Origin of the sequence: Chimaeribacter arupi, assembly GCF_002858805.1 — a bacterium.
GTDB classification, from domain to species: Bacteria; Pseudomonadota; Gammaproteobacteria; order Enterobacterales; family Enterobacteriaceae; genus Chimaeribacter; species Chimaeribacter arupi.
The window spans coordinates 1-24238 of the sequence record NZ_PJZI01000044.1 but is presented as its reverse complement, the minus strand read 5'-3'; the positions used below and the strand labels follow the sequence as shown (position 1 = coordinate 24238).

Below are 24238 nucleotides of genomic sequence, written 5' to 3'. Positions count from 1 at the left end.
CCCGTGCCGGGGCTTGTCATGCGCGTATTATACCGTCGCTCTGTCGGTCACAACACCTAACTCTTCGACTATCTTTTGCAACCGGACAATTTGCTCTAAATCCGGGAACACACCAGTAACGCCTTCGTTGTGGATATGCGTAAACGGCTGTTCAAAGAGCTGCCGCATTTCAATGGTGCCATAATCACGGATATGGTTTTTCAGCAGTGACAGGAAGCGCAATTGCTGGCTGGTCAGGCTGTTATCAGCGGCGAACTGCGCAAAACGCACTTCTACCGCGTCGCTGTCCATCCCGATGATGGTACGTAGCAGTTTATCCAGGCTAGCGGTTGCCTGGGGGTAGAACTCTTTCAGTGCCCGGATATCGACATTCGGATTCTGGATCAGCACCAGCTTCGCCAGCTCATCCAGCTCGCTTTGCGTGACCGGCTCGCCATTGCGGATTTTTTTCAGTACCGGATTTTGCTGGAACAGTGGCTCCAGTGCCCCCTGAACTTGTTGGCGATAAAGTTTGAAATCAATCGAACGGATGTTGGTTTTGCGGGTTTCCGTCTGGATGAGATTCGCATCTTCGGTAATATCCACCTGTATAGAGCCGAATTGCGGCGTCGCATCTTTCTCCATCAGGTGCATTATGCCGCGCAAATGAATACGGATATCCTCCAGCTCTTCCAGGCTGGCTTGCTTCCACCAGCCTAAATCACGAAGCTGATTAATCCGCTGTCCCTGTTGTTGCACCTGAGCCAGATGCGGCGGTAGACGTTCCACTTTCTCGATGATGACCGGCCAGAGTACATCCAGCTCTTCCGGGTTGGTATAACGGGCGTTTTGCGCCGCCAGAATATCCATATCGAAACGCATTGCGTCACTCTGCCCGCGCACGTCCAGCCACTGCATCAACGGGGCCAGAACGGATAATAGATCCTGCTGTGTTTTCGGGGAAAGCTGGCGCAACACCTTTTTATCGCTGTACTGCGCTTTTTGCTGCCACTTTTCCTGTACGGCAATAGATTTTTCATCCAACGCGTTGATCTGCTCACAGAGCTGGTGAGCGACTAAATCCACCGCCTGTTTGTCGAACTTACGCTGCGCAGCGGCCCCTAGTGTAATCCACGCCTCGAAGCGTTTTTGCGCCAGCGATTTTGTCGCTGTCACTTCGGCCTCTTCGGTATGCAGTTCGTGATACTCAAAGTTGCCCCAGTGATCGAAAATGCGGAATTTCTGTTTATCCAGCGGCTTACCGTTATCATCGTAGCCGTACAGCCCTGAACAAAGACGCGTACCACGACCAATCATCTGCCAGAACTTTACTTTCGATTTGACCGGCTTGGCAAAGACCAGATTTACAATTTCCGGGACATCAATACCGGTATCGAGCATGTCAACAGAGATAGCGATGGTCAGCTCTTTGTTGGTGCTTTCATCCAGCCCTTTAAAATCGTCAATTAGTTGCTCGGCACGGGGATCGTAGTTATCGATGACCTGGCAGAAGCGTCCGGCAAACTGCGGGTACATGTCGTCGAACAATTCATTCAACAATAGTGCGTGTTTGTGGTTACGGGCGAAAATGATGGTTTTACCGGGGAGCTGGCCGTCCCGATCTTTCAGGCCATTTTCCATCAGGTTACGCAGGATATAGCGGTTAGTGTCTTTGTTATAAATGGCTTGATCCAGCGCCTTGCCATCAAATTCCAGAGTATTGGGATCGATACCCTGTTCCTCCAACTCGCGGATTTGTGCGTCGCTTAATTTCTCCCGTCTGATGCCTTCGCGCAGGAATTCCGTAGTGTGCGTAACAACTTCATAGGGAACCAGGTTGTTATCGGCGATGGCATCTTCCAGGCTGTAGTTAGCGGTAGGGATTCGCCCCTCACAGCCGAACAGGCCGAAGGTAGTTTTACTCACCATATCGATCGGCGTGGCCGTCAGGCCAATCTGGAGAGCATCAAAATACTTAAACAGATCGCCGTAGACGTTATAGATAGAGCGGTGAGATTCATCGGCGATGATCAGATCGAAATAACCGACATCGAAATGATCCATGATTTTCATCATGCCGGGATAGGTGGCGATATAAATCCTCGCATTCTGCCTATCAGCTTTCTTCGATTTTCCAACTACATATAACGGCTCATTGGTAAATTGATTAAAGGCATTTGCCGACTGTTTACGTAGCTCTTTGCGGTCACAAAGGAATAAGACGCGTTTTACCCAGCGAGCATCAATCATCAGTTTGCTTAGCGCAATCGCTACACGGGTTTTACCGGTGCCGGTGGCCTGAACGATTAATGACTGACGATATTTATTTGTAAAACGTTCACTCACGCGGGCAATGGTTTCTAATTGATAAAGACGCCCAGCGACTGCCTTACCTTCATTGTCTTTAACATGCGGCACACTGTTCAGCGGCAGACGGGTTTCACGCTGTTGAATAAGATATTGCAGGCTTTCCTTGCTGTAGAAGCCAAATACCCGGCGTGGAGGATAGCCATGAGTTTTATGGTCGTCCCACAGCCAGATGTCGTAGCCGTTGGTATAGAAGATGACCGGACGCTGACCATATTCCTTTTCAAGCCAGTCTGCATACAGTCGGGCCTGAATTCGTCCTTGCTCGGCATTGACGCTGGTTTTTTTTGCCTCTACCACCGCCAGCGGTTTGTGTGCTTCATCCCATAAGACATAATCCGCATAACCGTTGCCGGTTGCGGTAGGCTGTTCTTTTACTGGGTGTTCCTGTGTAACCTGATCGGTATTTTTAAGTTCTTCACCTACATTCCAGTCAGCAGCAAGCAGGCGGGAGTCAATCAGGCGTCGGCGGGTTTCCGCTTCATCAATAGAGAGGATATCGGCAACATGCTGGTTACGTGCTCTGGCTTCATTCAGGCGCTGAGTAAGGTGTTCGGCCTTCTCCTGCTCTTGCTGTAGTGCGCGTTGTAACGCCAGTTCACGCTCACGGCTTTCATCCTGAGCTCTGATTGCATCTTCCAGACGTTTATCATCTGCACGACCTGAAGATTGTGTTAACGGAGGGAGAGAGAATTTGGGGCAGTCATCAACATTCCCGTGTGCGTAGCGAACATACAGCCAAATCCCTAGTAAATACGCTTCCTTGAGCAGCCAGTAGGTATCTTTAGCTTTAATACGTCCGCCATGCGCGGCGCGGTTACCGTGGATACGTAGTGCATCCATTTTCATGATGATGGCTTCCGGCATCATGCTGGTAAAGACATCCGCATTCATTAAATCGTAAAGATTCGCCTTAATACCTTCCGGCAGTCGTTCCTGACGATACAACCAGCGCACCATCAATTCAGTGTAGTTGCGCAGCTTAACCAGACAGCTTTCCGGATCAGAGTGGACATAACGTTCCGCCATATACGCGAGTTCCGCCAGCTCCGGCCACTGGCTGCGCAACATTTCAAAATTGAGAGACTGCTCCATCAATCATCGCCTTATGTCGTGGATACAACAGAATTTTTGGAAAGAATATCACATTAATCTAATTGACGAAGTGAGCTTGATGGCATACCGATGCTATGTATTAATTGACGTAACCGCTTTGAATAGTTCAAACATCTATTCACTACTGTTGGTGACGATGATTTTTTATACTGAGAATCAGAATAGCCTTTTCAAACGGTATCAGTTCAGGAGCATTTCAACATTATGACTACTCTCGTTTTTTCCTACTCACATGTAGATGAAGCACTACGCAATGAACTTGAGAAACATTTGTCACCTCTGAAGCGAATGGGGAAGATCACCACATGGCACGATCGCCGCATTGTTCCTGGGCAGGAGTTTGAGCGTCAGATCGATCAGTACTTTTCGCAAGCAGATATCATCCTGCTACTGATCAGCAGCGATTTCATTAATTCTGATTACTGCTATCAGGTTGAAATGGCTAATGCGCTTGAGCGGCACAAACGAGGTGAAGCGGTGGTCATTCCTGTGATCTTAAGAGAGTGCGCCTGGCATCAGCTACCGTTCGGTAGCATTATGGCGGCGACAATCGATGGTAAGCCGATTACCCGATTTTCCAGCCATGATGAAGGCTATGTTCAGATCGTCGATGCTGTCTCCCGAGCCATTGCCAATTTGGAAGCGAAAAAGCCGCAGCAGAGTGTGCACGCTGCAGCTCCGGTGAATCCGATGCTTCAGGCAGCAGACACCGTTTTTACACCGCGTTCCAGCAATCTTTCCCTACCCAAGAGCTTTACCGACCTGGATAAAGATCGCGCCCTCCACGAGGGTTTTGAGTATGTCGCTCGTTATTTTGAAAACTCGCTGGATGAACTTAAAAATCGTCATGCTGGGTTAGACGTTGATTTCCAGCGAATTGATGCGAATTCATTCACTTGCTCAGTGTATGTCAATGGTAGCAAGGTTGGTCAATGTGGCATCTGGCGTGGCAATCAACACCATGGAATGGGGGATATCTGTTATAGCCAGGGTAACGTTGTTCGAAACAGCATTAACGAAAGCCTGAGCCTTGCTGATAATGGTCAATCTCTCGGTTTCCGTGCTCTGATGGGCGGATTTAGCAGCGGTAACTCACGAGAAGAGCTGCTGACAAACGAAGGGATGTCAGAACATCTCTGGGGAATGTTCTTCGGAGTAATCAAGCAACGTATGTCTCGATGATTAATCGCCCCAGAATCGTTTACTTAGCCCAATTTGAACGAAGCCGGTACTGACAAATTACGATAAGGATATAGAAATGGTACAACTTAACCTTGCCAAGGTGCTGTTACTTGGAGACGAAAGCAATGGATATGTCCGTTACGAAATATTTTTAAAAGAAGGAAAACGCACTGACTATCCTGAAAAAATTGTAGTTTACCGTGAAAAGATGTTGGTGGAAAACGGAGATAAGTATTGGGTCAAAACAGATGAAATTATCAGTCTGGAGCATCTAGGATTCCAAGAGGGAGGATTACAAATGACAATCGCTGATCAAATGCGTCCTAGTCGGGATATGTTTTCAGCCATAGAGGAATGTAAAAAACATTATCTTAATGGCTGTTAACTCTAATATTTTAGACCATACTAATTCAACATTGATGATATCATTTGCGATTTATTGCTAAAGCTGCCAATGCGTAAATAATATTTATTATGGTAATTGTTAGTACATTGCATTTTTTCTGATCTTAAATATCGTGTCAGGTAAGAAGTATTGTAGATGTTAAATAAACTGTTGCTCATCTGCATCTGATTTCACATAGGGCAATGATGTCGACCATTGCCCTTTAATCCTATTTCGGTATGTTCAAATCATAGGCATAGTGTCGTATGCCAAGTGGTACTTTAGTTCACCGCTGTAAAGATGACAGGCATAACGACCATAAAGTGCGGTATACATCCCCTACACCCGCTTCCCCACAACACCATCAATAAACGCCCACACCTGCTTCTGCTTCCGCTTCGAAAGCCTCTCTACCCGGCGCAGGGCCTGCATCAGCTCCGGTTCCGCCTTGTACTGCGGTTTCTCCTCCTGCACCTCTTTCGCCATCAGCACAATGCACCCCTTCATCACCCGCACATCAACTTCAGTCCCGGTATCAAACCCTGCCGCTGCCAGCCATTTGCCTTTCATAATTACTGCTGGAATACGGGTGTAATCTGGATAACGGCTCGCATAACTGACTTTTAAACGGCGAATAGTCTCCTGGGTGGCTTCTGTTCCTGAATTTTCTGCAATACAATCCTGTGCAGCCATAATGACTACCTCCATTAGCTATTGTGGTCAGCGGTAAAGGTGTGTTGCTGCACATCTTTACCGCGCTTAATTACCCTGTAAAAATAGCCAGTTACGCAATGAAAAGCCAGATGAAAATAAATGAAAATCATCGGAGAAATAATGCGACATGTATTCCTTTTTTATTAGGGTAAATAAAAGAAGTCTGAGGGTTTTAAATATAATAAGGCACGCAATAAACGCGTGCCTTATTATTTCAGCTCAAATCATGTAGCGCTTTATCCAGCGGCGGGGTGAGCGCCATATCCAAGAATTCGACCTCTAATCCGCGGCGTTCTGGGGTGCAGCACATCACACCGACTCTCACAGATCCTGCCGGGAAATAGCTTAAGCGCAGCAGCGGCCAGTGCCGGCCGTCGGTGGAGTACTGTAACCGCAGGCTGTCGCCTTTGCGGGTCAGGCGGAGCCAGAAGGTGCACGGGTCGCCGGGGAAAATGCCGGTCGCCCAGTCGGAGTGGCTGAGCGTCAGCACGCTGCCGATGGCGGGCGCGCCGTCGTTGTACTCGATGCCCGCTTTCAGCCAGTGCTGGTCGTCGGCCATCAGCATAATCCCGGCCTGATCGTAGAGCGTGTTGAAGTCGGCGCATACTTTCACCTGAAAGGTGAAATCGTCGGCCGCATCTGTTGCGTAAATATGGCCGGAAAAGCGTTCGAAGCCGTACCAGGTCTTGCGCCAGAAATCGGTGTGGTCATCCGTGACCACCGTTAATTTATCGTTCTGGTAGTGCCACTGTTGCGGTTCGTTAATCCAGGAAAAAGCGTTGCGCATCGGGTCTCCGGGTCAGACAGGACATGATGGGAAATAGTGTATGCACTGGCAGGGGAGAATGGCGTTGATAAGGGCGGGAAAAGTAAAGTCTCTGAGGGGCGTCAAATTATGGGAACGAATAGCTTGCCGGGTGACTGAATACAGGGTGCGGAAAAGCTGCCCGCCCTGCAGCGGACAGCCTTTAAAATCACCCAAACCGTTCCGCGCGGAAGGTAGAGAGCATCGGGTGTTTGTCGCCGGTCATGATCTCATCGGCCAGCAGTTCGCCGACGATCAGCGCCAGGGTTGCGCCGGAGTGGGTGAAGGCCACGAAGCAGCCGGGTACGCGCGCCAGTTCGCCGAGCACCGGGTTGCCGTCGCCGGGGATCGGTTTGGGGCCGAGTTTCCAGCTGGCGGCCTGGAGCGCGGTGCCGTTGCCAACCAGCGCGCCCGCTTCCTGCATCAGCTTGTCCACCACGCTTTCGGCGATGGTGTAGCGGCCGTCCGGTTGCTGCACGATCTCCTCTTCATACCAGTCGTGGTCTGCCGCCAGCGTGCTGCCGGGGTTCGGGCGGATGGCGGCACGCGGCGTGTTCATCACCACTTTCAGGCCGTGCGCGGTGGGCTGGCTGATGACCAGCATCGACACCGGCGAACCGTTAGGAATAGTGACGCCGAGCGGCGCGACCACGTCCGGCGTCCAGGGGCCGCAGGCCACCAGCACCGCGTCGGCGCGCAGCTCGCCTTTATCCGCGCTGCGCAGGCCGCAAGCGCGCCCGTTCTCCGTCAGCACGTCCGCTTTCCCGGCGTGCTCCACAATCTCACCGCCCAGGTCGCGGAACTGCTGGGCGAGGAATTCGATCAAATGCGGCAGGCTCACCCAGCCTTCGCCGGGGTTGAAGATCGCGGCGTCCGCCACCGCGCGCGGGTTGACGCGGCTGTCCACCGCTGTCACGCCGTCGGCATCCACCAGATGCGAATCGTAGCCGTGCGCCTTCTCGTAAGCGTGGCGGGCGCGGGTGCCGGCGGCGTCATTCGCGGCCCAGCAGAGGCCGCCGTCAAAGCGCAGCCAGTCACGCGTTGGGTCTTGTGCGAACAGCGTGCGGTAGCGATCGATGCCCGCCATCCGCAGCGCGTGGTAGGGCAGGGTGCGTTCGCCCGCAGAGTTCAGCCACGACAGCGACCGGCCAGACGCGCCGGAGCAGAGTTCCGCTTCCGTCACCAGCGTCACCTGCGCGCCGCGTTTCGCCAGCTCCAGCGCCGTGGAGACGCCCAGCACGCCGCCGCCTAATACCGCCACTTTTTTAGTCGAGTTCACAGACATCGTTCTGTTCCTTGCAATAAGAGGAAAAGGGAACGCCGTTCAGGCGTTGCGCACCGTGAAGCGTGCATGGAGATCGTCAATCAGCCGTAGCACCGCCAGCGCCTCGCGGGCGTCTACCGGCGCGGGTGCGCCGTCATGCAGGGCGTGCGCCAGTTGCTGATAAAAGGCCGGGTAGTTGCCGCGCTCATGGGGCACCGGCTGGTGGTTATCACCCTCGCCGAGCGCGCCCCACTGGGCGGCAGGCGTCACGCCGTAAGCCGCATCGGTGGGTAACATTCCCGCCGCCAGCGATGGTTCCTGGTTATCCAGCCCCCAACTGGTAAAGGCGGCGCGGCTGCCGAGCAGGTGGAAACGCGGGGCCGGGCGCGCCGCCTGGCCGTTCATCCACAACCGGGAGCGCACGCCGCTCTCATGCAGCAGTGAGACGAAGGTGTCTTCGTCGCTGTCCGAGAGCGCCGGGGAGCCGTAACGCGCCAGCTCCGCGCTGCTCTCACGCACCGGGCCGAACAGCTGGATCGCCTGATCGATTAAATGGCTGCCGAGGTCCAGCAGCAGCCCGCCGCCCTCCGCCAGGGTCACGCGGTCGCGCCAGTTGCCGAAGCCTTCCGGCCGCCACCACTCAAAGCGGGACTCAAAACTGCGCACCCGCCCCAGTTGCTCCTCCGCCAGCAGGCGCTTCAGCGTCAGGAAATCGCCATCCCAGCGGCGGTTATGGAACACCGTCAGCAGCGTGTGGTTGGCCTGCGCCTCGGCGATCATCGTCTCCGCTTCGGCGGCATTGGCGGCAAACGGTTTATCCACGACTAAATGAAGGCCGCGGCGGCTGGCGTCATGCGCCTGTTGGGCGTGTTGCGCGGGCGGTGTGCCGAGCACGATCAGGTCAAGGGCCAGCGCGCCGCTGTCGATCTGCTGCATCAGGGCATCCCAGTCGGTGATCAGGCGCGCCTGCGGGTAGCGCTGTTGCGCGGCGTGGCGGCGTTCCGCGTTGCCGGTGACAATCGCTGCCAGGCTGAACTGCAGATCGGCGGCCAGCAGCGGGGCGTGGAACACCTGCCCGGAGATGCCGAAGCCGACCAGCGCGGTGCGGATAACCGGGGATGAAACCCGTTGGTGCGTCATGACAAAACCTCCGAAAGAAAACGTTGCAGGCGCGGCGACTGCGGCCGGTCAAAAATCGCATCCGGCGGGCCGGACTCGACGATCTCGCCCTCATCCATAAACACCACCTGGTCGGCGACCCGGCGGGCAAAGCCCATCTCATGCGTCACCACCGCCATCGTCATGCCGCGCTTGCAGAGATCCGCCATCAGTGACAGCACGCCCTTGACCAGCTCCGGGTCGAGCGCCGAGGTCGCTTCATCAAACAGCATCACTTCCGGGTCCATCGCCAGCGCGCGGGCAATGGCGACGCGCTGCTGCTGGCCGCCGGAGAGGTCACGCGGCCGGTGATCGGTCCGCTGGCCGAGGCCAACCTCCTCAAGCCGCTGGCGGGCGATCGCCATCGCGCTGGCTTTCGGCATCCCTTTGACTTTCCAGGGCGCCAGCGCCACGTTCTCCAGCGCGCTGTGGTCGGGGAACAGGTTGAAATGCTGGAACACCATGCCGATGCGCAGCCGCAGCGCGTCCGGCTGGTCACGCAGTACCGATTTGCCCGCCAGCAGCACATCCCCGGACTGCGGTTCATGCAGCCGGTTGATGCCGCGCAACAGCGTCGACTTGCCCGAGCCGGACGGGCCGATGATGCAGGTGGTGGTGCCGGGCGCGATAGTGAGCGACACCTTGCGCAGCACCTGGATCGGGCCGTAGGCCAGCGTTAAATCGCGCAGCTCCAGGCTGGCACCGTGGTAGGCGGCGGCCGTCGCGTGTGGTTGGTTCATCTTATTGCCCTCGCTCGGTGATCAGCGGGTTAATCGCGCCGCCGGTCAGGGCCGGGGCGGGCTTTTGCTGCACTTCGTCCACCTCTTTCAGGCCGCTTTGTGGGGCGGTCATCCGGCGGCGGCCGGTGCGGTAGCGCACGTCAACGTGGTTCACGGCGTGGGTCAGCGGCACGGTGATGATCAGGTAGAACAGGCCTGCCAGCAGCAGCGGCGAGAGGTTGCCGGTGAGCACGGCAGCATCCTGGCCGACGCGGAACAGCTCGCGCTGGCCGGTCATCAGCCCCAGCAGGTAGACCAGCGACGAGTCTTTGATGATGGCGATGAACTGGTTGACGATCGCCGGCAGCACGCGGCGGATGCCCTGCGGGATGATCACCAGCCGCATCGCCCGGCTGTAGCTCATGCCGAGCGCGCGGCAGGCTTCCATCTGGCCTTTCTCAATGCTCTGAATGCCGGCGCGGAAAATCTCCCCCATATAGGCGCTGGCGATCAAACTCAGGGCGAAAATGCCGAGCGGGTAGGGCGTCGGCCCGAAAATCTGGTAGCTGAAGCGGGCGAGGCCCTGACCAATCAGCAGGATGGTCAGAATCGACGGCAGGCCGCGGAACAAGTCGGTGTAGAGGCGCGCCGGGATGCGCAGCCAGCGCGAGGGGGAGATGCCCATCAGCGCCAGGATCAGGCCAAACAGCGTGCCGAGGATCGTGGCCGCCACGGAGATGATCACCGTGTTCACCAGCCCGGTGCTGAGCAGTTGCGGCAGCACCTCCAGCATCGACGGGATATCAAAAAAGGTGCGGGAAAGTACAGTTAACAGATCCATAGCCGTATCTCACTAAAAGCGGGTGACGGGGCGCGCCCATCACCTGTTGAGCGGACTGAACGCGGAACGTTCGCGGAGTTACTGGGGCAGGTACTGCTTCGGCAGCGGCGAGCCGGGGAACCACTTCTCGTAAAGCTGTTTCCAGGTGCCGTCCTGCATCGCGTCTTTGATCGCTTTATCCAGCGCGGCCTTGAACGCCGGTTTATCTTTGGCGATCGCCACGCCGGCCGGGGCATCAAAGGAGGGGATGTCAGCGGCGGTCACCAGCTTGAAGCGTTCGGCGTAACTTTTGGCGGCTTCGTTATCGAGGAAAATCGCGTCCAGCGTGCCGTTGTTCAGCGCCGAGACGGCGGCGTTGTTATCCGGGAAGCGCACCACGTCGGTCTGCTTGAAATGCTGGATCGCATAGGCTTCCTGCAAGGTGCCCTGCACCACGCCCAGGCGTTTTTGCGCCAGCGTCTCGACGTTCTTCACGTCGGAGTCGCTGCGCGTCAGCACCGTGAGGAAGCCCACCAGATAGCCGGTGGAGAAATCCACGGTCTTCGCGCGTGCCGGGGTGATGCCGATGGCGGCCACGCCTGCGTCATACTGGCCGTTCGCCACCGCCGGCAAAATGGCCGTGAAATCCTGGCCGATAAAATCAACCTGCTCAATGCCGAGGCGGTGGGCGACGTTCTTGAAGAACTCCACATCGAAGCCGGTGAACTGGCCGGTTTTGTCAGTAAAGGTGTAGGGTTTGGCGTCGCCAAGGCTGGCGACTCGCAGGTGGCCCGGCTCGATCAGGCCATAGGGGTTATTGTCAGCGGCGGCATAGGCACCGAAGGAACAGAACGCGGCTGATGCAAACAGCGTAGCGGCCAGGGCAGGCAGGCGGTTGTGCCGGGAGTTATGCAGATGTTTATGCGATGTCATAAGCTCGTCCGTTTTAGTCAGGTGTAAACATCAGAGGCTGTTGAACCGGCGGCGTTATGGTAGTATGAGACCGGTCTCAACGCAGGTGACTGTTTGGCCCTGTGACTCATGTGAGACCGGTCTCAAGCAGTTGTAGAGATAATAAGCACAGCGCTTTTAGAGCGTCAACATTCATGTTAACAACTTGTGATACAATTTCATTATGACCAACATTTTGCCTCCCATTAAAGCGCCGACCGTTGCCGATGTCGCAAGGGCTGCCAACGTTTCCAAAGCCCAGGCGGCGCGCGCACTGGGCGGCTATGGTGCGGTCAGCGAAGAGGTGCAGATCCGGGTTAACCGTGCGGCGGCGGAGCTGGGCTACCGGCCGAATGAGCTGGCGCGCAGCATGAACACCGGCCGCTCCAACACCATCGGCGTGATCGTCGGGGACATCGAGAACCCGCACTTTGGCCTGGCGTTGCGCGGCATGGCGGACGTAGCGCGGCTGGCGGGTTACCACCTGCTGCTGAGCAACAGCGACGAGCAGCTTCCGGCCGAGCAGGACGCGGTTCACGTGATGCTGGAGAAGCGCGTGGACGGCATCATCGTCGCGCCGTGCAGTTCGGCCGCCGATGATAACGCGCACCTGGCGCAGATCCTGGCGGCGGGGCGGGCGCTGGTGCTGTTTGACCGGGCGGTCGAGGGGCTGGAGGTGGAGGCGATTTGTGCTGAATTCACCCGGCCGGCGCGGGAAGCCACGCGCCAACTGTTAGCGGCCGGGCACCGGCGTATTGCGTACATCACCAGTATGCGCTGCGCAGAGCCGTGGCGTTACCCGGAAGATTTCGGGCTGACCCCGGTGGCCCAGCGCGTCGGCGGCATGGAGCAGGCCTTCACCGACGCCGGGCTGCCGTTCGATCCTACGCTTATCAAAGCCAACGCCCTGGATGACGCTTCGATCGCGCGGATTGTCGACGATCTATGGCAACGTCCTGCGCCACCGACGGCGCTGATCGCCTCCGACAGCCTGATCGCCATGTCACTGCTGCGCGAACTGAGCCAGCGCGGCCTGCGCATCCCGCAGGATCTCTCATTCGTGATGTACGACAACTTCCCCTGGACGGAGATCGTCAACCCACCGCTGACCGTGGTCGCCCAGCCGGTCTACGAGATGGGCCGCGAAGCCGCCCGCCGCCTGATCGCCCGCATCAAAGGCGAAGAAACCGGACCGATGCCGCCCTTTACCGCAGAGCTGCTGGTCAGGGGGTCGATTGGGGTGGTGTGAGGGACACCACTTTTTATCAGAAATAGCGGGCGTTTAATTCCCTGCCTGCTATAGGTTATCGATAAAAATATGTTCCCGATGAAAAGCCAAATGTTCTTCACTCGGTGAGAATTGGGCTGAGTGCCGTATTTTCACACCCTCATATTTTAAGAAATTATCCTGTGCAGAGACGCTTTTTAAACCTTTAAGGTGTACGGATAATACAAGCTCTAAATCCTCGTTAAAGGTAATAAGCCCTTGGTCAAATGCACGGTCATGAAGATTGGACAGGCATAAACCATTTCTGGGATCCAGACGATACCGCGCATCTGCTTTCCAGGGACGAATATGGCTAGCAATCAGTAAAATAGGATCTTCTAACCCGGTTATACAGCAACGGTATTCATACGCTTCAAGGACACGTTTACGAAAGAGCTGCTGACCAATACGGGTTTTAATCGGTTTTATTCCTTCTTTCCCTGTAAAATCAATAAGCTCTGCGTCGTCTATCACTGGAGCAGTTGGTTCAAAAATTGCCATCAACGATTGACACTCGTGTTCAAACTTGTCGGGATTTTGATTCATCTCCTCCCACAAGCGTCGATCTGCATTAGAGGCACCCGTTAAGCCAGTACGGCCAGAGTTCGTAATGAAAGGATCTAAACTAGCAATATTAACTAATTTCATCGCGAGGGCGGAAGGCGTTCGGCCGATTAAGTCAGCGTAATATTGGATAGTGGAATTTTTGGAATGCATTTGCCCAAAGGGCAGTTGGCTATAAAGGGTAAAAGCCACTAACAGTTGTTCACGCGTCCAGAGGGTATTTGAGGGTTGGTGTGGTTTTAGAGCGCCCGTTATCAAATGATTGTTAAAATCAAAACCCAGTCGATCGGCTAAGATCTTTTGTTCATCTTGTGAAAAGTATTCGCTTAAAATCTGCTGCGCTAATTGCACGATCAGATCTTTTTCATCGCACAATAATTGATAGGTTTCTTGATCAAACCCGCCTGCGACATGATGCGCAATCAGTTCTTTGCTTGATGGCCCCTTGTGGCCCTTTTGTAGCGTGTAGAATTCGGCGTTCTGCAACTCCCAAAAGCCATCATTCTGCAATCGCCAAAATGGCATCTCAGGATAGTGAGTGCGCCTTTGCGGCCCTACGTCATTCAGCAGTGCTAGCAGCGAACTGTGTACCTCTTCACCATAATCAAACAGCCGACCATGCCCTTTCTGATATGCCGATAATACATACAACAGCAACAGCGGCTTATGCGGAGCGCGCTGCCCGTTCTTCTTCCATACGGTCAAGTTAGCGATGGCATTTTTTAATAACGTGCTGTTGTACATAGTAAAGATCCGTCTGGCAAAGGGAATGCGATCATGCTCGAAAAAGTTAGTGTCGACAAGCGAGCGGTTGCAACTAAGCCCGTCGACTCAGCGCGTCAGATCACATGTCTACCCGCCTCACCTACACACTTTTGTATAATTAAAGGTGGTTTTATACTGCAAACTAATTGTTCTGATTAGGATTAGCGGGCTATGGATAAGGAAGCAGGTTATACAGTTATTGCGGAGAATGATGAGTCGCAGTGGCAGGATCAAACAGGCGCGGTCTATCACTTTCCGAAACGCTACCTAGGGCTGTTAACGCCGGGTACGCAGGTGGTGTATTACAAAGGGAAATTGAGAGACAAGCAGCACGCTGCCAAACGGTTAAGTGACCAGCCTCATTATTTTGGCATCGCGACCATCGGGCAGGTCTATCAAGATAAAAACAGTAGTAAGGGCGACCATTTCGCATTAATCGAAAATTATCAGCCGTTTACTGCCGCGCTTTTCGCGAAAACAGCGAGTGGTTATTACGAAACTATTCCTGAAAATCGCCTGTCGAATTACTGGCGTGATGGTGTGCGTGCGATCAGCCAGCAAGATTATGAGGCGATTATCGCCGCGGCTCAGCTTGCACCTATAGCCGTTGCAACAGCTCAGCCTGCTGCGATGGTTCCTTCGACGGAACCGGAACGGGAATCGGATGAAGAGAGTCTGTACTCCGGCGTGGAAGGCCAAAAACGCATGAAATATGTGACCTTTTACGAACGTAATCCGAAACTCAAAGAGCAGGCAAAGCAGCTACACGGCACCACATGCTGCATCTGTGGTTTTAATTTCGGCAAAGTCTATGGTGAATATGGCGAAGGTTTTATTCATATCCACCATCTGGTGCCTATCTCGGCAGGTGATGGAAAGGAAAAAACGGTGAATCCAGAAACCGATCTGGTCCCTGTCTGCGCCAACTGTCACAGCATTATTCACCGTAAAAAGGATCGCACGCTCTCTATCGACGAGATGAAAGCGATCATTAACATTTCACATCGTTAAAAACCCGCCGCTGCCCACGCAGCGGCGCTGTACTTACCCCTGCTTCTTCAACTCTGCCAGCACGTCGGCGCGGCATTTGGCTGGGTCTTTGGCCAGGGCGCTGCGCTGCTCTTCGCTGAGGTCCATAAACGCGTCGACCACGTCTTCGGCTTCGTCGTCCTGAAACTCTGGTTTGTTCATCGCGGAAGAGGAAACGCCTTTGCCGGCGTGGGCTTTCAGCTGGTCGAGGTAGTGATCGCTGTCGCCTTTGCCGCTGTCCGCTTTTACCTCTTCACACAGGGTATCGATATACACCCCCGTATGGCTGTGGGCATCGTCTGCGGCATGGGCGAAGGCCGAGGCCGCCAGCAGGGCGGAGAAGAGTAATGTTTTTTTCATTGTTGTTGCTCCTGTTGATACCGGGGCCGCCCGTCCAGCAGGCACCCCGTGGAAACGGTGAGGTCATCAAAAACATACTTGGTGAAGCGTCTGTTAAGTATCGGACAAATCGGCAAAACGGCAACGCGCCATTACAGGTGCGCAGGAGAGGCACATGGTTTTTTCAGACCCTTTCCCCACGTTCTCCACCACGGGCGGGGCGCGCGCTGTGCTATGGTCGGAGAGGGTTATACTTCGTGATGATGTTTTCATCCGTTCACCAATAAGGGACTGAAAGGTATGTCTAAATTTTTTATGAACGACCGTAAGAACCTGATTAATGACGCTATCGACGGCGTGATCCTCAGCGCGCCGCATGGCAATCTGGCGCGGCTGGAGGTCGATCCGGCGATCCGTATCGTGGTGCGCCGTGACTGGGACAAGCAGCAGGTCGCGCTGATTTCCGGCGGCGGCTCCGGCCATGAACCGGCGCATGTCGGCTTCGTCGGCAAAGGGATGCTGACTGCGGCAGTCTGCGGGGATGTGTTCGCCTCGCCGAGCGTGGATGCGGTGCTGAATGCCATCGTGGCGGTAACGGGTGACGCGGGTTGCCTGCTGATCGTGAAAAACTACACCGGCGACCGGCTGAACTTCGGGCTGGCGGCCGAGCGCGCCAAAAGCCTGGGGTATCAGGTCGATCTGGTAATGGTCGGCGATGATATCTCGCTGCCGGACAACAAACAGCCGCGCGGCATCGCCGGCACGGCGCTGGTGCACAAGATTGCCGGTTACGCGGCGGCGCAGGGGCAGTCACTGGCAGAGGTCAAAGCGCTGGCGCAGCAGGCGATCGACGCGACCGCCAGCATCGGCGTGGCGATGGCAGGCTGTAACCTGCCGGGCGAAGGCGATGAGGAGTCTGAGCGCATCGCGCCGGGCACCGTAGAGCTGGGGCTGGGCATCCACGGCGAACCGGGCGTCAGCACGCTGGAGACGCAAAACAGCCGCGAAATCGTCGCGACGCTGGTGGAAAACCTGCAACGTGTGGTGGATAAGCAGGCGCGGCTGGCGGTGCTTATCAATAACCTCGGCGGCACCTCGCCGCTGGAGATGGCGCAAATCACCAAAGAGCTGGTGCACTCCCGGCTCGGTGACGCCATCGACTACCTGATCGGCCCGGCGCCGCTGGTGAGCGCGCTGGACATGAAAGGCTTCTCGCTCTCCGCCATCGCGCTGAATGAGACGTTCGACACTGCCCTGAAAGCTGAGGTGGAAGTGGCCGGCTGGCAGCCGCTGGTGAAACTGGCGCCGGTGCCGCAGCAGAAAGCGGAGAAAGTCAGCCGGCACGTGAGCGCGGAACCCTCCGATAACCCGCAGGTGAAGCAGGTGGTCGCGACCGTCACCCAAACGCTGGTTGACCTGGAAAGTGCGCTGAACAAGCTGGATGCGCAGGTGGGTGACGGCGACACCGGCTCGACCTTTGCGTCGGGCGCGAAAGCGATCGCCGAGCTGAATGAGGCCGGTAAGCTGCCGCTGGCGGATCTCGCGGCGCTGTTCGCGCTGGTCGGCGACCGCCTGGCGGTGGTGATGGGCGGATCCAGCGGTGTGCTGATGTCGATCTTCTTTACTGCGGCCGGCAAGCAGATCGAAGAGGATCAGGACGTGGCGAAGGCGTTACTCGCCGGGTTGCAGCAGATGAAACATTATGGCGGCGCGGATCTCGGTGATCGCACATTGATCGACGCGCTGCAACCGGCGCTGGAAGCGTTGGATGCCAGGGGTGACCTGGCGGCCGCGGCGAAAGCGGCGAAAGAGGGGGCAGAAGCCACGGCAAAAATGCAGAAAGCCAACGCCGGGCGCTCGGCCTACCTCAGCAGCAACAGCCTGGACGGCATTAAAGATCCAGGTGCCGTGGCGATCGAAAAGGTGTTTGACGCGCTGGCCCGGCAGTAAATCTTCAGCAATACCAGGCGCATGATCACCGGCTGGGGCAACCCGGCCGGTTTTACGATCCCCTTCCCAGACCCTCTCCCCGTGATGCAACCGATTTACCGTTTCTATGTTACCGGTATCACAAAAAACAGGAATCGTAATAGCTAAAAGAAATCTGAGAATCGTTATTGCCGTCGTGCTGGCCTATAACCTCAGTTCCCACGGCGCAGCGGGCGCTGCCGTGCTTCACTCACTGGAGCGAACATGACTCAGAGACTTCTACCCCAACGGCTCTCGGTAAAAGAAAAAGTCGGCTACGGCCTTGGTGATATGGCGAGCCATATCGGGCTGGATAACGTCATCATTTTTCTGACCTTTTACTACACCGACGTGGTCGGGCTGCCTGCGGTGTTTATCGGCACCATGTTTTTGCTGGCGCGCATCGGCGATGCGGTGATTGACCCGGTCATGGGCCTGCTGGCGGACCGCACCTCGTCACGCTGGGGCAAGTTCCGCCCTTATCTGCTGTGGCTGGCGGTGCCGTTTGGGGTGAGCTGTATGCTGACCTATGCGGTGCCGGAATCGCTGTCACTCGGGGCGAAAATGGTGTTCGCCACCGTGACCTACTGCTTCATGATGCTGATGTACACCGCCATCAATATCCCGTACTGCTCGATGGGCGCAGTGATCACCGCCGATAACGAGCAGCGCATCTCACTGCAATCCTACCGCTTCTTTTTAGCCACGGTGGGCGGCGCGCTCTCGACCTTCTTTATGCTGCCGCTGGCACAGTATCTGGGCGGCGATGACAAGCTGATGGGGTACCGCTGGGCGATGGCGATCATGGCGACCGCGGCGATCGTGATGTTCCTGATCTGCTTCTGGACAACGCGGGAGCGTATTCAGGCCAAACCTTCCCACGCGCACTTTATGACGGATTTGCGTGACCTGTGGCAAAACGACCAGTGGCGGGTGGTGGCGGTGCTGGTGCTTACCAACATCGCGTTCGGCGTGATCCGCTTAGGCGCGCTGATGTACTACGTCACCTATGCGTTGGGGGATGCCGCGCTGTTCTCCTGGCTGCTGGGCGCGCACATCGCCGGGAAAGGGGCGGGCAGCGCGCTGTCAAAAGTGCTGACGCGCGGGCGCAGCAAAATCACGGTCTTCGCCGGGGCGGCCACGATGGCGGGGGTGCTCAGCATCGCGATTTTCTTTATGCCGCCGTCGCTGGCGCTGCTGGTCGGCATGATGTTCCTGGTCTCCACCTTCTACCAAATCACCACCACGCTGATGTGGGTGATGATGGCGGACGTCGCGGACTACGGCGAGTGGAAGCAGGGCAAACGCATGGACGGCACCATCTTCTCCACGCTGCTGGCGGTGCTGAAAATGGGCATGGCCATCAGCGGCGCGGTGGTCGGCTGGACGCTGGGCCTCAGCGGCTACGTCCCTCATGCGGCGGAGCAGAACCCGCAGGCACTGTTCAGCATCATCGCGCTGTTCAGCCTGGTGCCCGGCGTGCTTTCGTTTATCAGCGTGGTCGCACTGCGCTGGTACCGGCTTAACGATGCCACCATGAGTGACATTAACCTGCATAAAGCCGTTTTACAGGGTGACAATTAAAGGAGCGACGATGAGTTTACAGACGCAAGAGAACCGGATCCTGTGGCAATTTGATAACCAGACGCTGGTGGTGGAACCGTGGGGGCGCAACAGCCTGCGGGTGCGCGCCACCTGCCAGCCACGGCTGGATGACGAACCCTGGGCGCTGTTGCCGCCGGAAGCCGTGGAGGGCGTGACCATTGAACAGGGCAACGACTCGCTGACGCTCTGCAACGGCAAGGCAAAAGCGGTGCTGAACAGCCAGGGGCGGTTGGCGTTCTACAACCAGCATGACGAGCTGATCCTTGAGGAGTTCTGGCGGCAGCGCGGCAGTGTCGGCGTCGGTGCCGTGGAGAAGGCGCAGGATAAGTACATCAGCGCGCTGAAACTGGATGCACGGGCGTTCCGGCCGATCCCCGGCGGCAAGCACCAGTTGACGGTGCGTTTTGAGGCGCGCCCGGACGAGAAGATCTACGGCATGGGGCAGTACCAGCAACCGGTGCTGGACCTCAAAGGCTGCGTGCTGGAGCTGGCGCAGCGTAACTCACAGGCCAGCGTGCCGTTTATGGTCTCGAGCCTGGGCTATGGCCTGTTGTGGAACAACCCGGCGGTGGGCGAGGTGCATTTCGCCAAAAACCTCACCGAATGGCGTGCGCAGGTCACGGCACAGATGGATTACTGGCTGACCGTCGGCGATACGCCCTCTGAGATCACCCGCCAGTACGGCACCGCCACCGGCACTGCGCCGCTGATGCCGGAATTTGCCACCGGTTTCTGGCAGTGCAAATTGCGCTACCGCACGCAGGAGGAGCTGCTGTCTGTGGCGCGTGAATACAAACGCCGCGCGTTGCCGATTTCGGTGATAGTCATCGATTTCTTCCACTGGCCGAAGCAGGGCACCTTCTGCTTTGACGAACGTGACTGGCCCGACCCGAAAGCGATGGTCAGCGAGCTGAAGGCGATGGGCATTGAGCTGATGGTCTCCATCTGGCCGACCATTGACGCCACCACCGACAACTACAAACAGATGAAGGCGAAAGGTTATCTGGTCAACAGCGACCGCGGCGTGTCGGTGAATCTCGATTTCCTCGGCAACACCACCTTCTTTGATGCCACCCATCCCGGCGCGCGGCAGTATGTCTGGGATCAGGTGAAACAGAACTACCACGCACACGGCGTGCGCCATTTCTGGCTGGATGAGGCCGAGCCGGAGTACCGCGCTTACGATTTCGACAACTACCGCTACCATCGCGGCCCGGTGCTGGAAGTCGGGAATATCTATCCGCGTGATTTCGCCCAGGCCTTCTGGGATGGCCTGCGCGCGGAGGGCGAACAGGACATCATCAACCTGGTGCGCTGTTCATGGGCCGGCAGCCAGCGCTACGGCGTGCTGGCGTGGTCAGGGGATGTACATTCGTCGTTTGGATCGCTGCGTAACCAACTGGCAGCCGGGCTGAACATGGGCATGGCCGGGATGCCGTGGTGGACCACCGACATCGGCGGTTTCCAGGGCGGCCATGTGGAGGACCCGGCGTTCCGGGAATTGCTGCTGCGCTGGTTCCAGTGGGGCGTGTTCTGCCCGGTGATGCGGCTGCATGGCTACCGTGAACCGCATGTGGCTCCGGCGCAACGTTTTGACAGCAACGGCGTGGCCCAGTGCGACAGCGGCGCGCCGAATGAAGTGTGGAGTTACGGCGAAGAGAATCTGGCGATCATGATGGCCGGGCTGCACCTGCGCGAGAAACTGCGCCCCTATATCCAGCGCCAGATGGCGGCCGCCCATGAACATAATGACCCGGTGATGCGCCCGCTGTTCTTTGACTTCCCGCAGGAGGCACAAAGCTGGCAAGTGGAAGACCAGTATATGTTCGGGCCGGATATTCTGGTCGCGCCGGTGCTGTACGCCGGTGAGCGCCGCCGCCGCGTCTGGCTGCCGGCCGGGGCCAATTGGCAGGATCTTCAGGGAGAAACCTATTCCGGCGGCAACTGGATCGACGCGGACGCGCCGCTGGAGGCGATCCCGGTGTTCCTGCGCCAGGGATCGCCGGTGATTGAAGAATTACGGTGATGGCTGAGAGAGGGTGACAGGCACAGCCCCGTCGTCAGCCGGGGCTGATGTGGCGCGGTGCATTCTGTGGCGGGATGTGTCAGCGCGCGGTGCAGGGCGGGTGCCCGCTTCCGGCACGTGGCACGTCTTGCTGTTATTCGCTGTGTAGCGGGCATGTCTGTCATCCGCTGTGCGTTGCGGGTATTTCTGTCGCGCGCTGTGCGTTGCGGGTATTTCTGTCACGCGCTGTGCTTTGCTATGCTGACCCCCTTACCCTTAGTCCGGAAGCTGCATGAAATCCTCCGCTGTGACCCTTGATGATGTCGCCCGCCAGGCCGGTGTCTCTTACCAGACCGTTTCCCGCGTGATCAATCAGGCGCCGCATGTGTCGGCCAAAACCCGGCAGCGGGTCGAGGCGGCGATGGCCGCGCTCAATTATGTGCCGAACCGGGTGGCGCAGCAGTTGGCGGGCAAACGCACGCAGGTATTGGGGCTGGCGACCAGTTCACTGGCACTGCATGCGCCGTCACAGATTGCCGCGGCGATTGAGCAACGCGCCGGGGAAGCAGGCTACAGCCTGGTGATGGCGATGGTACGCGGCAGCGGGCCGGACGCCTGCCGGCAGGCGTTGCAGGAGCTGCGCGCCCAGCGGGTGGACGGCGTGCTGATCAATGCCCCGCTGGGCAGCCGGGACGCCACCGCACTGGCAGACGCGGCCGGGGCGTGGCCGTTGCTGTTTCTGGATACCGACCCCGCCGGAACGGTGCCGTCAGTGCTGTTTGACCCGGCCGAAGGGGCGCGCTGTGGGGTAAGCCACCTGCTGCAACACGGGCACCGGCAGATCGCACTGCTGGCCGGGGAGGCGCACTCTATTTCCGCACAACTGCGGTTACGGGGCTGGCGCGAGACGCTGGCCGCTGCCGGGCTTGAGCCGGTGGCGGTGGCGCACGGGGACTGGAGCGCGGCCGAGGGGTACCGGCAGACGCAACGCCTGCTGGCGGCCGGGACGCCGTTTACGGCGATGCTGGTGGCGAATGATCAGATGGCGCTGGGCGTACTGCGCGCCTTGCATGAAGCCGGGCGGCAGATCCCGCAACAGGTGTCGGTGGTGGGCTATGACGATACCGCCGACAGCGCCTTTTTCTATCCGCCGCTGACGACGGTACGGCAGGATTTCAGGTTGCTGGGAACGCAGGCAGTGGAAACGCTGCTGGCCGGCATGGAAGGCGGGATGCGCAGTCAGGTTTTACCGGTGACGCTGGTGACGCGCGGCACCACCGGGCGGTGCCGCTGACAGGCATCAGGCCAGCGAAGCCACCTGCTGTTCCTCAATAAGCGCCGGTTCTTCTGCAAATTCAATCGCGTTGCGGCCGTTGTGTTTGGCACGGTAGAGCGCATTGTCTGCCCGCGCCACGGCGGCCATCCAGTCACGATCGGTAAGCGGCGCAATGCCGGTGCTGAGCGTCACATGGGTGGAGACATCCTCACTGAACAAATGCGGGATCTCCAGCGCCAGCACTTCCTGCTGGATGCGCTGCGCCACTTTCATCGCATAGGCGTGCTCTACGTGGGTCAGCAGCACCATAAACTCCTCGCCGCCGTAACGCACCACGATGTCACGCGAGCGCACGTTGTCCCGGATAGCCGCCGCCACCCGCACCAGCGCCTGGTCGCCCATCGAGTGACCATAATTGTCGTTGTAGGCTTTGAAATGGTCGATGTCCATCAGCAGCACATAGTGGCTCTGCGGGCGCATTGGCGCGGTGATCGACGCCCAGCGGTTTTCCAGGCCCCGGCGGTTGTAGAGGTTGGTCAGCGGGTCGAGCATACTGAGATCGCTGAATTTTTCCCGCTCGATATAGAGGTTATCCACCAGCCGCCGCGTAAAGGCGTCGCTGCGTTTTTGCATCAGGTGATGCAGGGAGAACCCGGCCATCGGCAGCGCAATAGTGAATAAGATTCGAATAATATTATGGAATTGATCCAGGTATATCACCATGATCGCCGCCGGTAATACATGCAGGGTAAAGGCAATAAAGTTACCGGAGAGGGCAATAGCACTAATAAAAAATACGCTAAATAAACTCAGCAGCAGAAAGTTTTTATCATCCGGCGCAATCTGGTGGTATTTAAGCGTAATATGCCAGGCCCATAATATCCCGAGCGCAATTGAATAGATATTCAGCAACGTATCCAGCTTGCGCGCACGCAGCAGGGTAAACAGCAGGCCGGTCACGCCCAGCGCGGCGATGATCACCACCGGCATAGTAATCAGCTTCCGGTTGTCGACCGTAGTCAACATAGTAAAAATAGACGATGCAGTATTAAGGAATAAAAAGAGTAATAGGGAAAGCCGATGCCTACTTTTGACAAGCTCGTCATAGGAATGCAAATTCATATCATTTCACTCTGGTTAAACGCTATCATTTTGAAAACAATATTAAAATAATAAAATGTCTGGCTACAAATGCCTGCCGCCGATCTATAATTAACCGGCGTGACTATTTGCTTAATAATTATTTAGTTGGTGCTAAGAAAGCAAATTACCATTTTTGTATAGCAGTGTCATCCTTGTACAAGAATTCTCAGAAAAGGGTGAAAAAACGGCATTGATGCTATATGATATTAATTCTCATTATCACTTCATTGTTTAGGGAATTAAAATGGTGGCAGCGATGATTACCGTGTGCGGGATGTGGAGCCTGGTGTGGTGCCTGGGGCGGAAGCTCTCTGGGGCGTGGGGTGTTCTGGTGCCGTGCGCGCTGTTGCCGGTGCTGGCGATGATGGAGATAAGCCTGGATACGCTGCGGCTGTTGGTAATGGGGGCGATGCTGGTAACGCTGGGGATGCTGTTCAACCGGCATTTGCGCCACTATATCCTGGTGCCGTCCTGCATGGCGCTGGCGGGCGGGCTGGCTGCGATGTCACTGAATTTTAACCTATTGAATTAAAAGTAAAAAGCAAAACGGGAAACGGCAGTTTCCTGGGCTTTTTTGTTTAATGCGGGGTTAAGGCTGTTTCAGCGCAAGAACGCTAAGGAAAAACAATGCGGGATAATGATACGGGTTAAAGCGGGAAAAGAGTGCGATGGATAACGACACAAGATGAGACAACGACAGGGGAGAAACGTGGGGGAGATAACTCAGCGGGGGAATCATGTGGTGCGAAGAGAGGGACTTGAACCCTCACGTCCGTAAGAACACTAACACCTGAAGCTAGCGCGTCTACCAATTCCG

At 56.7% G+C, this 24238-nt stretch carries 20 protein-coding genes and 1 pseudogene; 9 read left to right on the top strand and 12 right to left on the bottom strand.

The features are described 5' to 3' along the window. Positions 1–27: 27 nt before the first annotated feature. Positions 28–3441 (bottom strand): DEAD/DEAH box helicase family protein, encoded by a 3414-nt coding sequence (locus CYR52_RS20000; protein WP_101829285.1) that lies wholly within the window; start codon positions 3439–3441, stop codon positions 28–30. Positions 3442–3666: 225 nt separating this feature from the next. Between CYR52_RS20000 and CYR52_RS19995 the strand changes: the two genes are divergently transcribed. Together CYR52_RS19995 and CYR52_RS19990 are read left to right on the top strand one after the other, a co-directional pair. Then, positions 3667–4644 (top strand): toll/interleukin-1 receptor domain-containing protein, encoded by a 978-nt coding sequence (locus CYR52_RS19995; protein ID WP_101829284.1) that lies wholly within the window; start codon positions 3667–3669, stop codon positions 4642–4644. 76 nt (positions 4645–4720) lie between these two features. Next, positions 4721–5029 carry a hypothetical protein gene (locus CYR52_RS19990; protein ID WP_101829283.1) on the top strand — a complete coding sequence of 103 codons (309 nt, stop codon included), beginning with the start codon at positions 4721–4723 and terminating at the stop codon, positions 5027–5029. A gap of 339 nt (positions 5030–5368) precedes the next feature. On the opposite strand, the gene symE is transcribed toward CYR52_RS19990, so the two are convergent. The 7 genes from symE to CYR52_RS19955 form a co-directional block, all read right to left on the bottom strand. Next, positions 5369–5722, bottom strand: a complete 354-nt coding sequence (gene symE / locus CYR52_RS19985; RefSeq protein ID WP_101829282.1) for an endoribonuclease SymE — start codon at positions 5720–5722, stop codon at positions 5369–5371. Between the two features lie 235 nt (positions 5723–5957). Continuing rightward, positions 5958–6530 carry a DUF1349 domain-containing protein gene (locus tag CYR52_RS19980; RefSeq protein WP_101829281.1) on the bottom strand — a complete coding sequence of 191 codons (573 nt, stop codon included), beginning with the start codon at positions 6528–6530 and terminating at the stop codon, positions 5958–5960. 187 nt (positions 6531–6717) lie between these two features. Further along, a complete protein-coding gene (locus tag CYR52_RS19975; protein ID WP_101829280.1) occupies positions 6718–7833 on the bottom strand; it encodes an NAD(P)/FAD-dependent oxidoreductase in 1116 nt (371 codons plus the stop codon). A gap of 39 nt (positions 7834–7872) precedes the next feature. Beyond that, positions 7873–8952 (bottom strand): Gfo/Idh/MocA family protein, encoded by a 1080-nt coding sequence (locus CYR52_RS19970; protein WP_101829279.1) that lies wholly within the window; start codon positions 8950–8952, stop codon positions 7873–7875. After that, complete coding sequence (locus CYR52_RS19965) at positions 8949–9710, bottom strand: amino acid ABC transporter ATP-binding protein (RefSeq protein ID WP_101829278.1); 762 nt, start codon at positions 9708–9710, stop codon at positions 8949–8951. The genes CYR52_RS19970 and CYR52_RS19965 overlap by 4 nt, the downstream gene beginning before the upstream one ends. A gap of 1 nt (position 9711) precedes the next feature. Next, positions 9712–10530, bottom strand: a complete 819-nt coding sequence (locus tag CYR52_RS19960) for an amino acid ABC transporter permease (protein WP_101829277.1) — start codon at positions 10528–10530, stop codon at positions 9712–9714. 78 nt (positions 10531–10608) lie between these two features. Further along, positions 10609–11442 (bottom strand): ABC transporter substrate-binding protein, encoded by an 834-nt coding sequence (locus CYR52_RS19955; RefSeq protein WP_101829276.1) that lies wholly within the window; start codon positions 11440–11442, stop codon positions 10609–10611. A gap of 202 nt (positions 11443–11644) precedes the next feature. On the opposite strand from CYR52_RS19955, the gene CYR52_RS19950 reads away from it, so the two are divergent. Next, positions 11645–12709, top strand: a complete 1065-nt coding sequence (locus tag CYR52_RS19950) for a LacI family DNA-binding transcriptional regulator (RefSeq protein WP_101829275.1) — start codon at positions 11645–11647, stop codon at positions 12707–12709. A gap of 48 nt (positions 12710–12757) precedes the next feature. On the opposite strand, the gene CYR52_RS19945 is transcribed toward CYR52_RS19950, so the two are convergent. Further along, complete coding sequence (locus CYR52_RS19945; RefSeq protein ID WP_241522436.1) at positions 12758–13546, bottom strand: HNH endonuclease; 789 nt, start codon at positions 13544–13546, stop codon at positions 12758–12760. Continuing rightward, positions 13523–14035 (bottom strand): annotated as a pseudogene (locus tag CYR52_RS23030) (phosphorothioated DNA-binding restriction endonuclease); the annotation flags it as partial. The pseudogene CYR52_RS23030 and the gene CYR52_RS19945, both read right to left, overlap by 24 nt. A gap of 192 nt (positions 14036–14227) precedes the next feature. Here CYR52_RS23030 and CYR52_RS19940 point away from each other — a divergent pair. Next, positions 14228–15067: an HNH endonuclease gene (locus tag CYR52_RS19940; protein WP_101829274.1), complete on the top strand. Its 840-nt coding sequence runs from the start codon at positions 14228–14230 to the stop codon at positions 15065–15067. 33 nt (positions 15068–15100) lie between these two features. Here CYR52_RS19940 and CYR52_RS19935 read toward each other — a convergent pair whose 3' ends face one another. Continuing rightward, on the bottom strand, positions 15101–15445 hold the full coding sequence (locus CYR52_RS19935; protein WP_072928623.1) for a hypothetical protein: 345 nt from the start codon (positions 15443–15445) through the stop codon (positions 15101–15103). Positions 15446–15724: 279 nt separating this feature from the next. Here CYR52_RS19935 and CYR52_RS19930 point away from each other — a divergent pair, with 279 nt between their 5' ends. The 4 genes from CYR52_RS19930 (at position 15725) to CYR52_RS19915 (ending at position 22296) form a co-directional block, all read left to right on the top strand. After that, the gene (locus CYR52_RS19930; RefSeq protein ID WP_101829273.1) at positions 15725–17374 is read left to right on the top strand and encodes a dihydroxyacetone kinase subunit DhaK; all 1650 of its coding nucleotides are present in this window, start codon (positions 15725–15727) and stop codon (positions 17372–17374) included. A gap of 243 nt (positions 17375–17617) precedes the next feature. Then, on the top strand, positions 17618–18976 hold the full coding sequence (locus CYR52_RS19925; RefSeq protein WP_101829272.1) for a glycoside-pentoside-hexuronide (GPH):cation symporter: 1359 nt from the start codon (positions 17618–17620) through the stop codon (positions 18974–18976). Between the two features lie 10 nt (positions 18977–18986). Continuing rightward, on the top strand, positions 18987–21023 hold the full coding sequence (locus tag CYR52_RS19920) for a glycoside hydrolase family 31 protein (protein ID WP_101829271.1): 2037 nt from the start codon (positions 18987–18989) through the stop codon (positions 21021–21023). A gap of 271 nt (positions 21024–21294) precedes the next feature. Then, positions 21295–22296, top strand: a complete 1002-nt coding sequence (locus tag CYR52_RS19915; protein ID WP_101829270.1) for a LacI family DNA-binding transcriptional regulator — start codon at positions 21295–21297, stop codon at positions 22294–22296. Positions 22297–22302: 6 nt separating this feature from the next. Here the strand turns inward: CYR52_RS19915 and CYR52_RS19910 are convergent, their stop codons facing one another. Further along, on the bottom strand, positions 22303–23400 hold the full coding sequence (locus CYR52_RS19910) for a GGDEF domain-containing protein (RefSeq protein WP_072928628.1): 1098 nt from the start codon (positions 23398–23400) through the stop codon (positions 22303–22305). A 265-nt stretch (positions 23401–23665) separates the two neighbouring features. On the opposite strand from CYR52_RS19910, the gene CYR52_RS19905 reads away from it, so the two are divergent. Then, a complete protein-coding gene (locus CYR52_RS19905; protein WP_072928629.1) occupies positions 23666–23953 on the top strand; it encodes a DUF1435 domain-containing protein in 288 nt (95 codons plus the stop codon). The last annotated feature ends 285 nt before the right edge of the window (positions 23954–24238 follow it).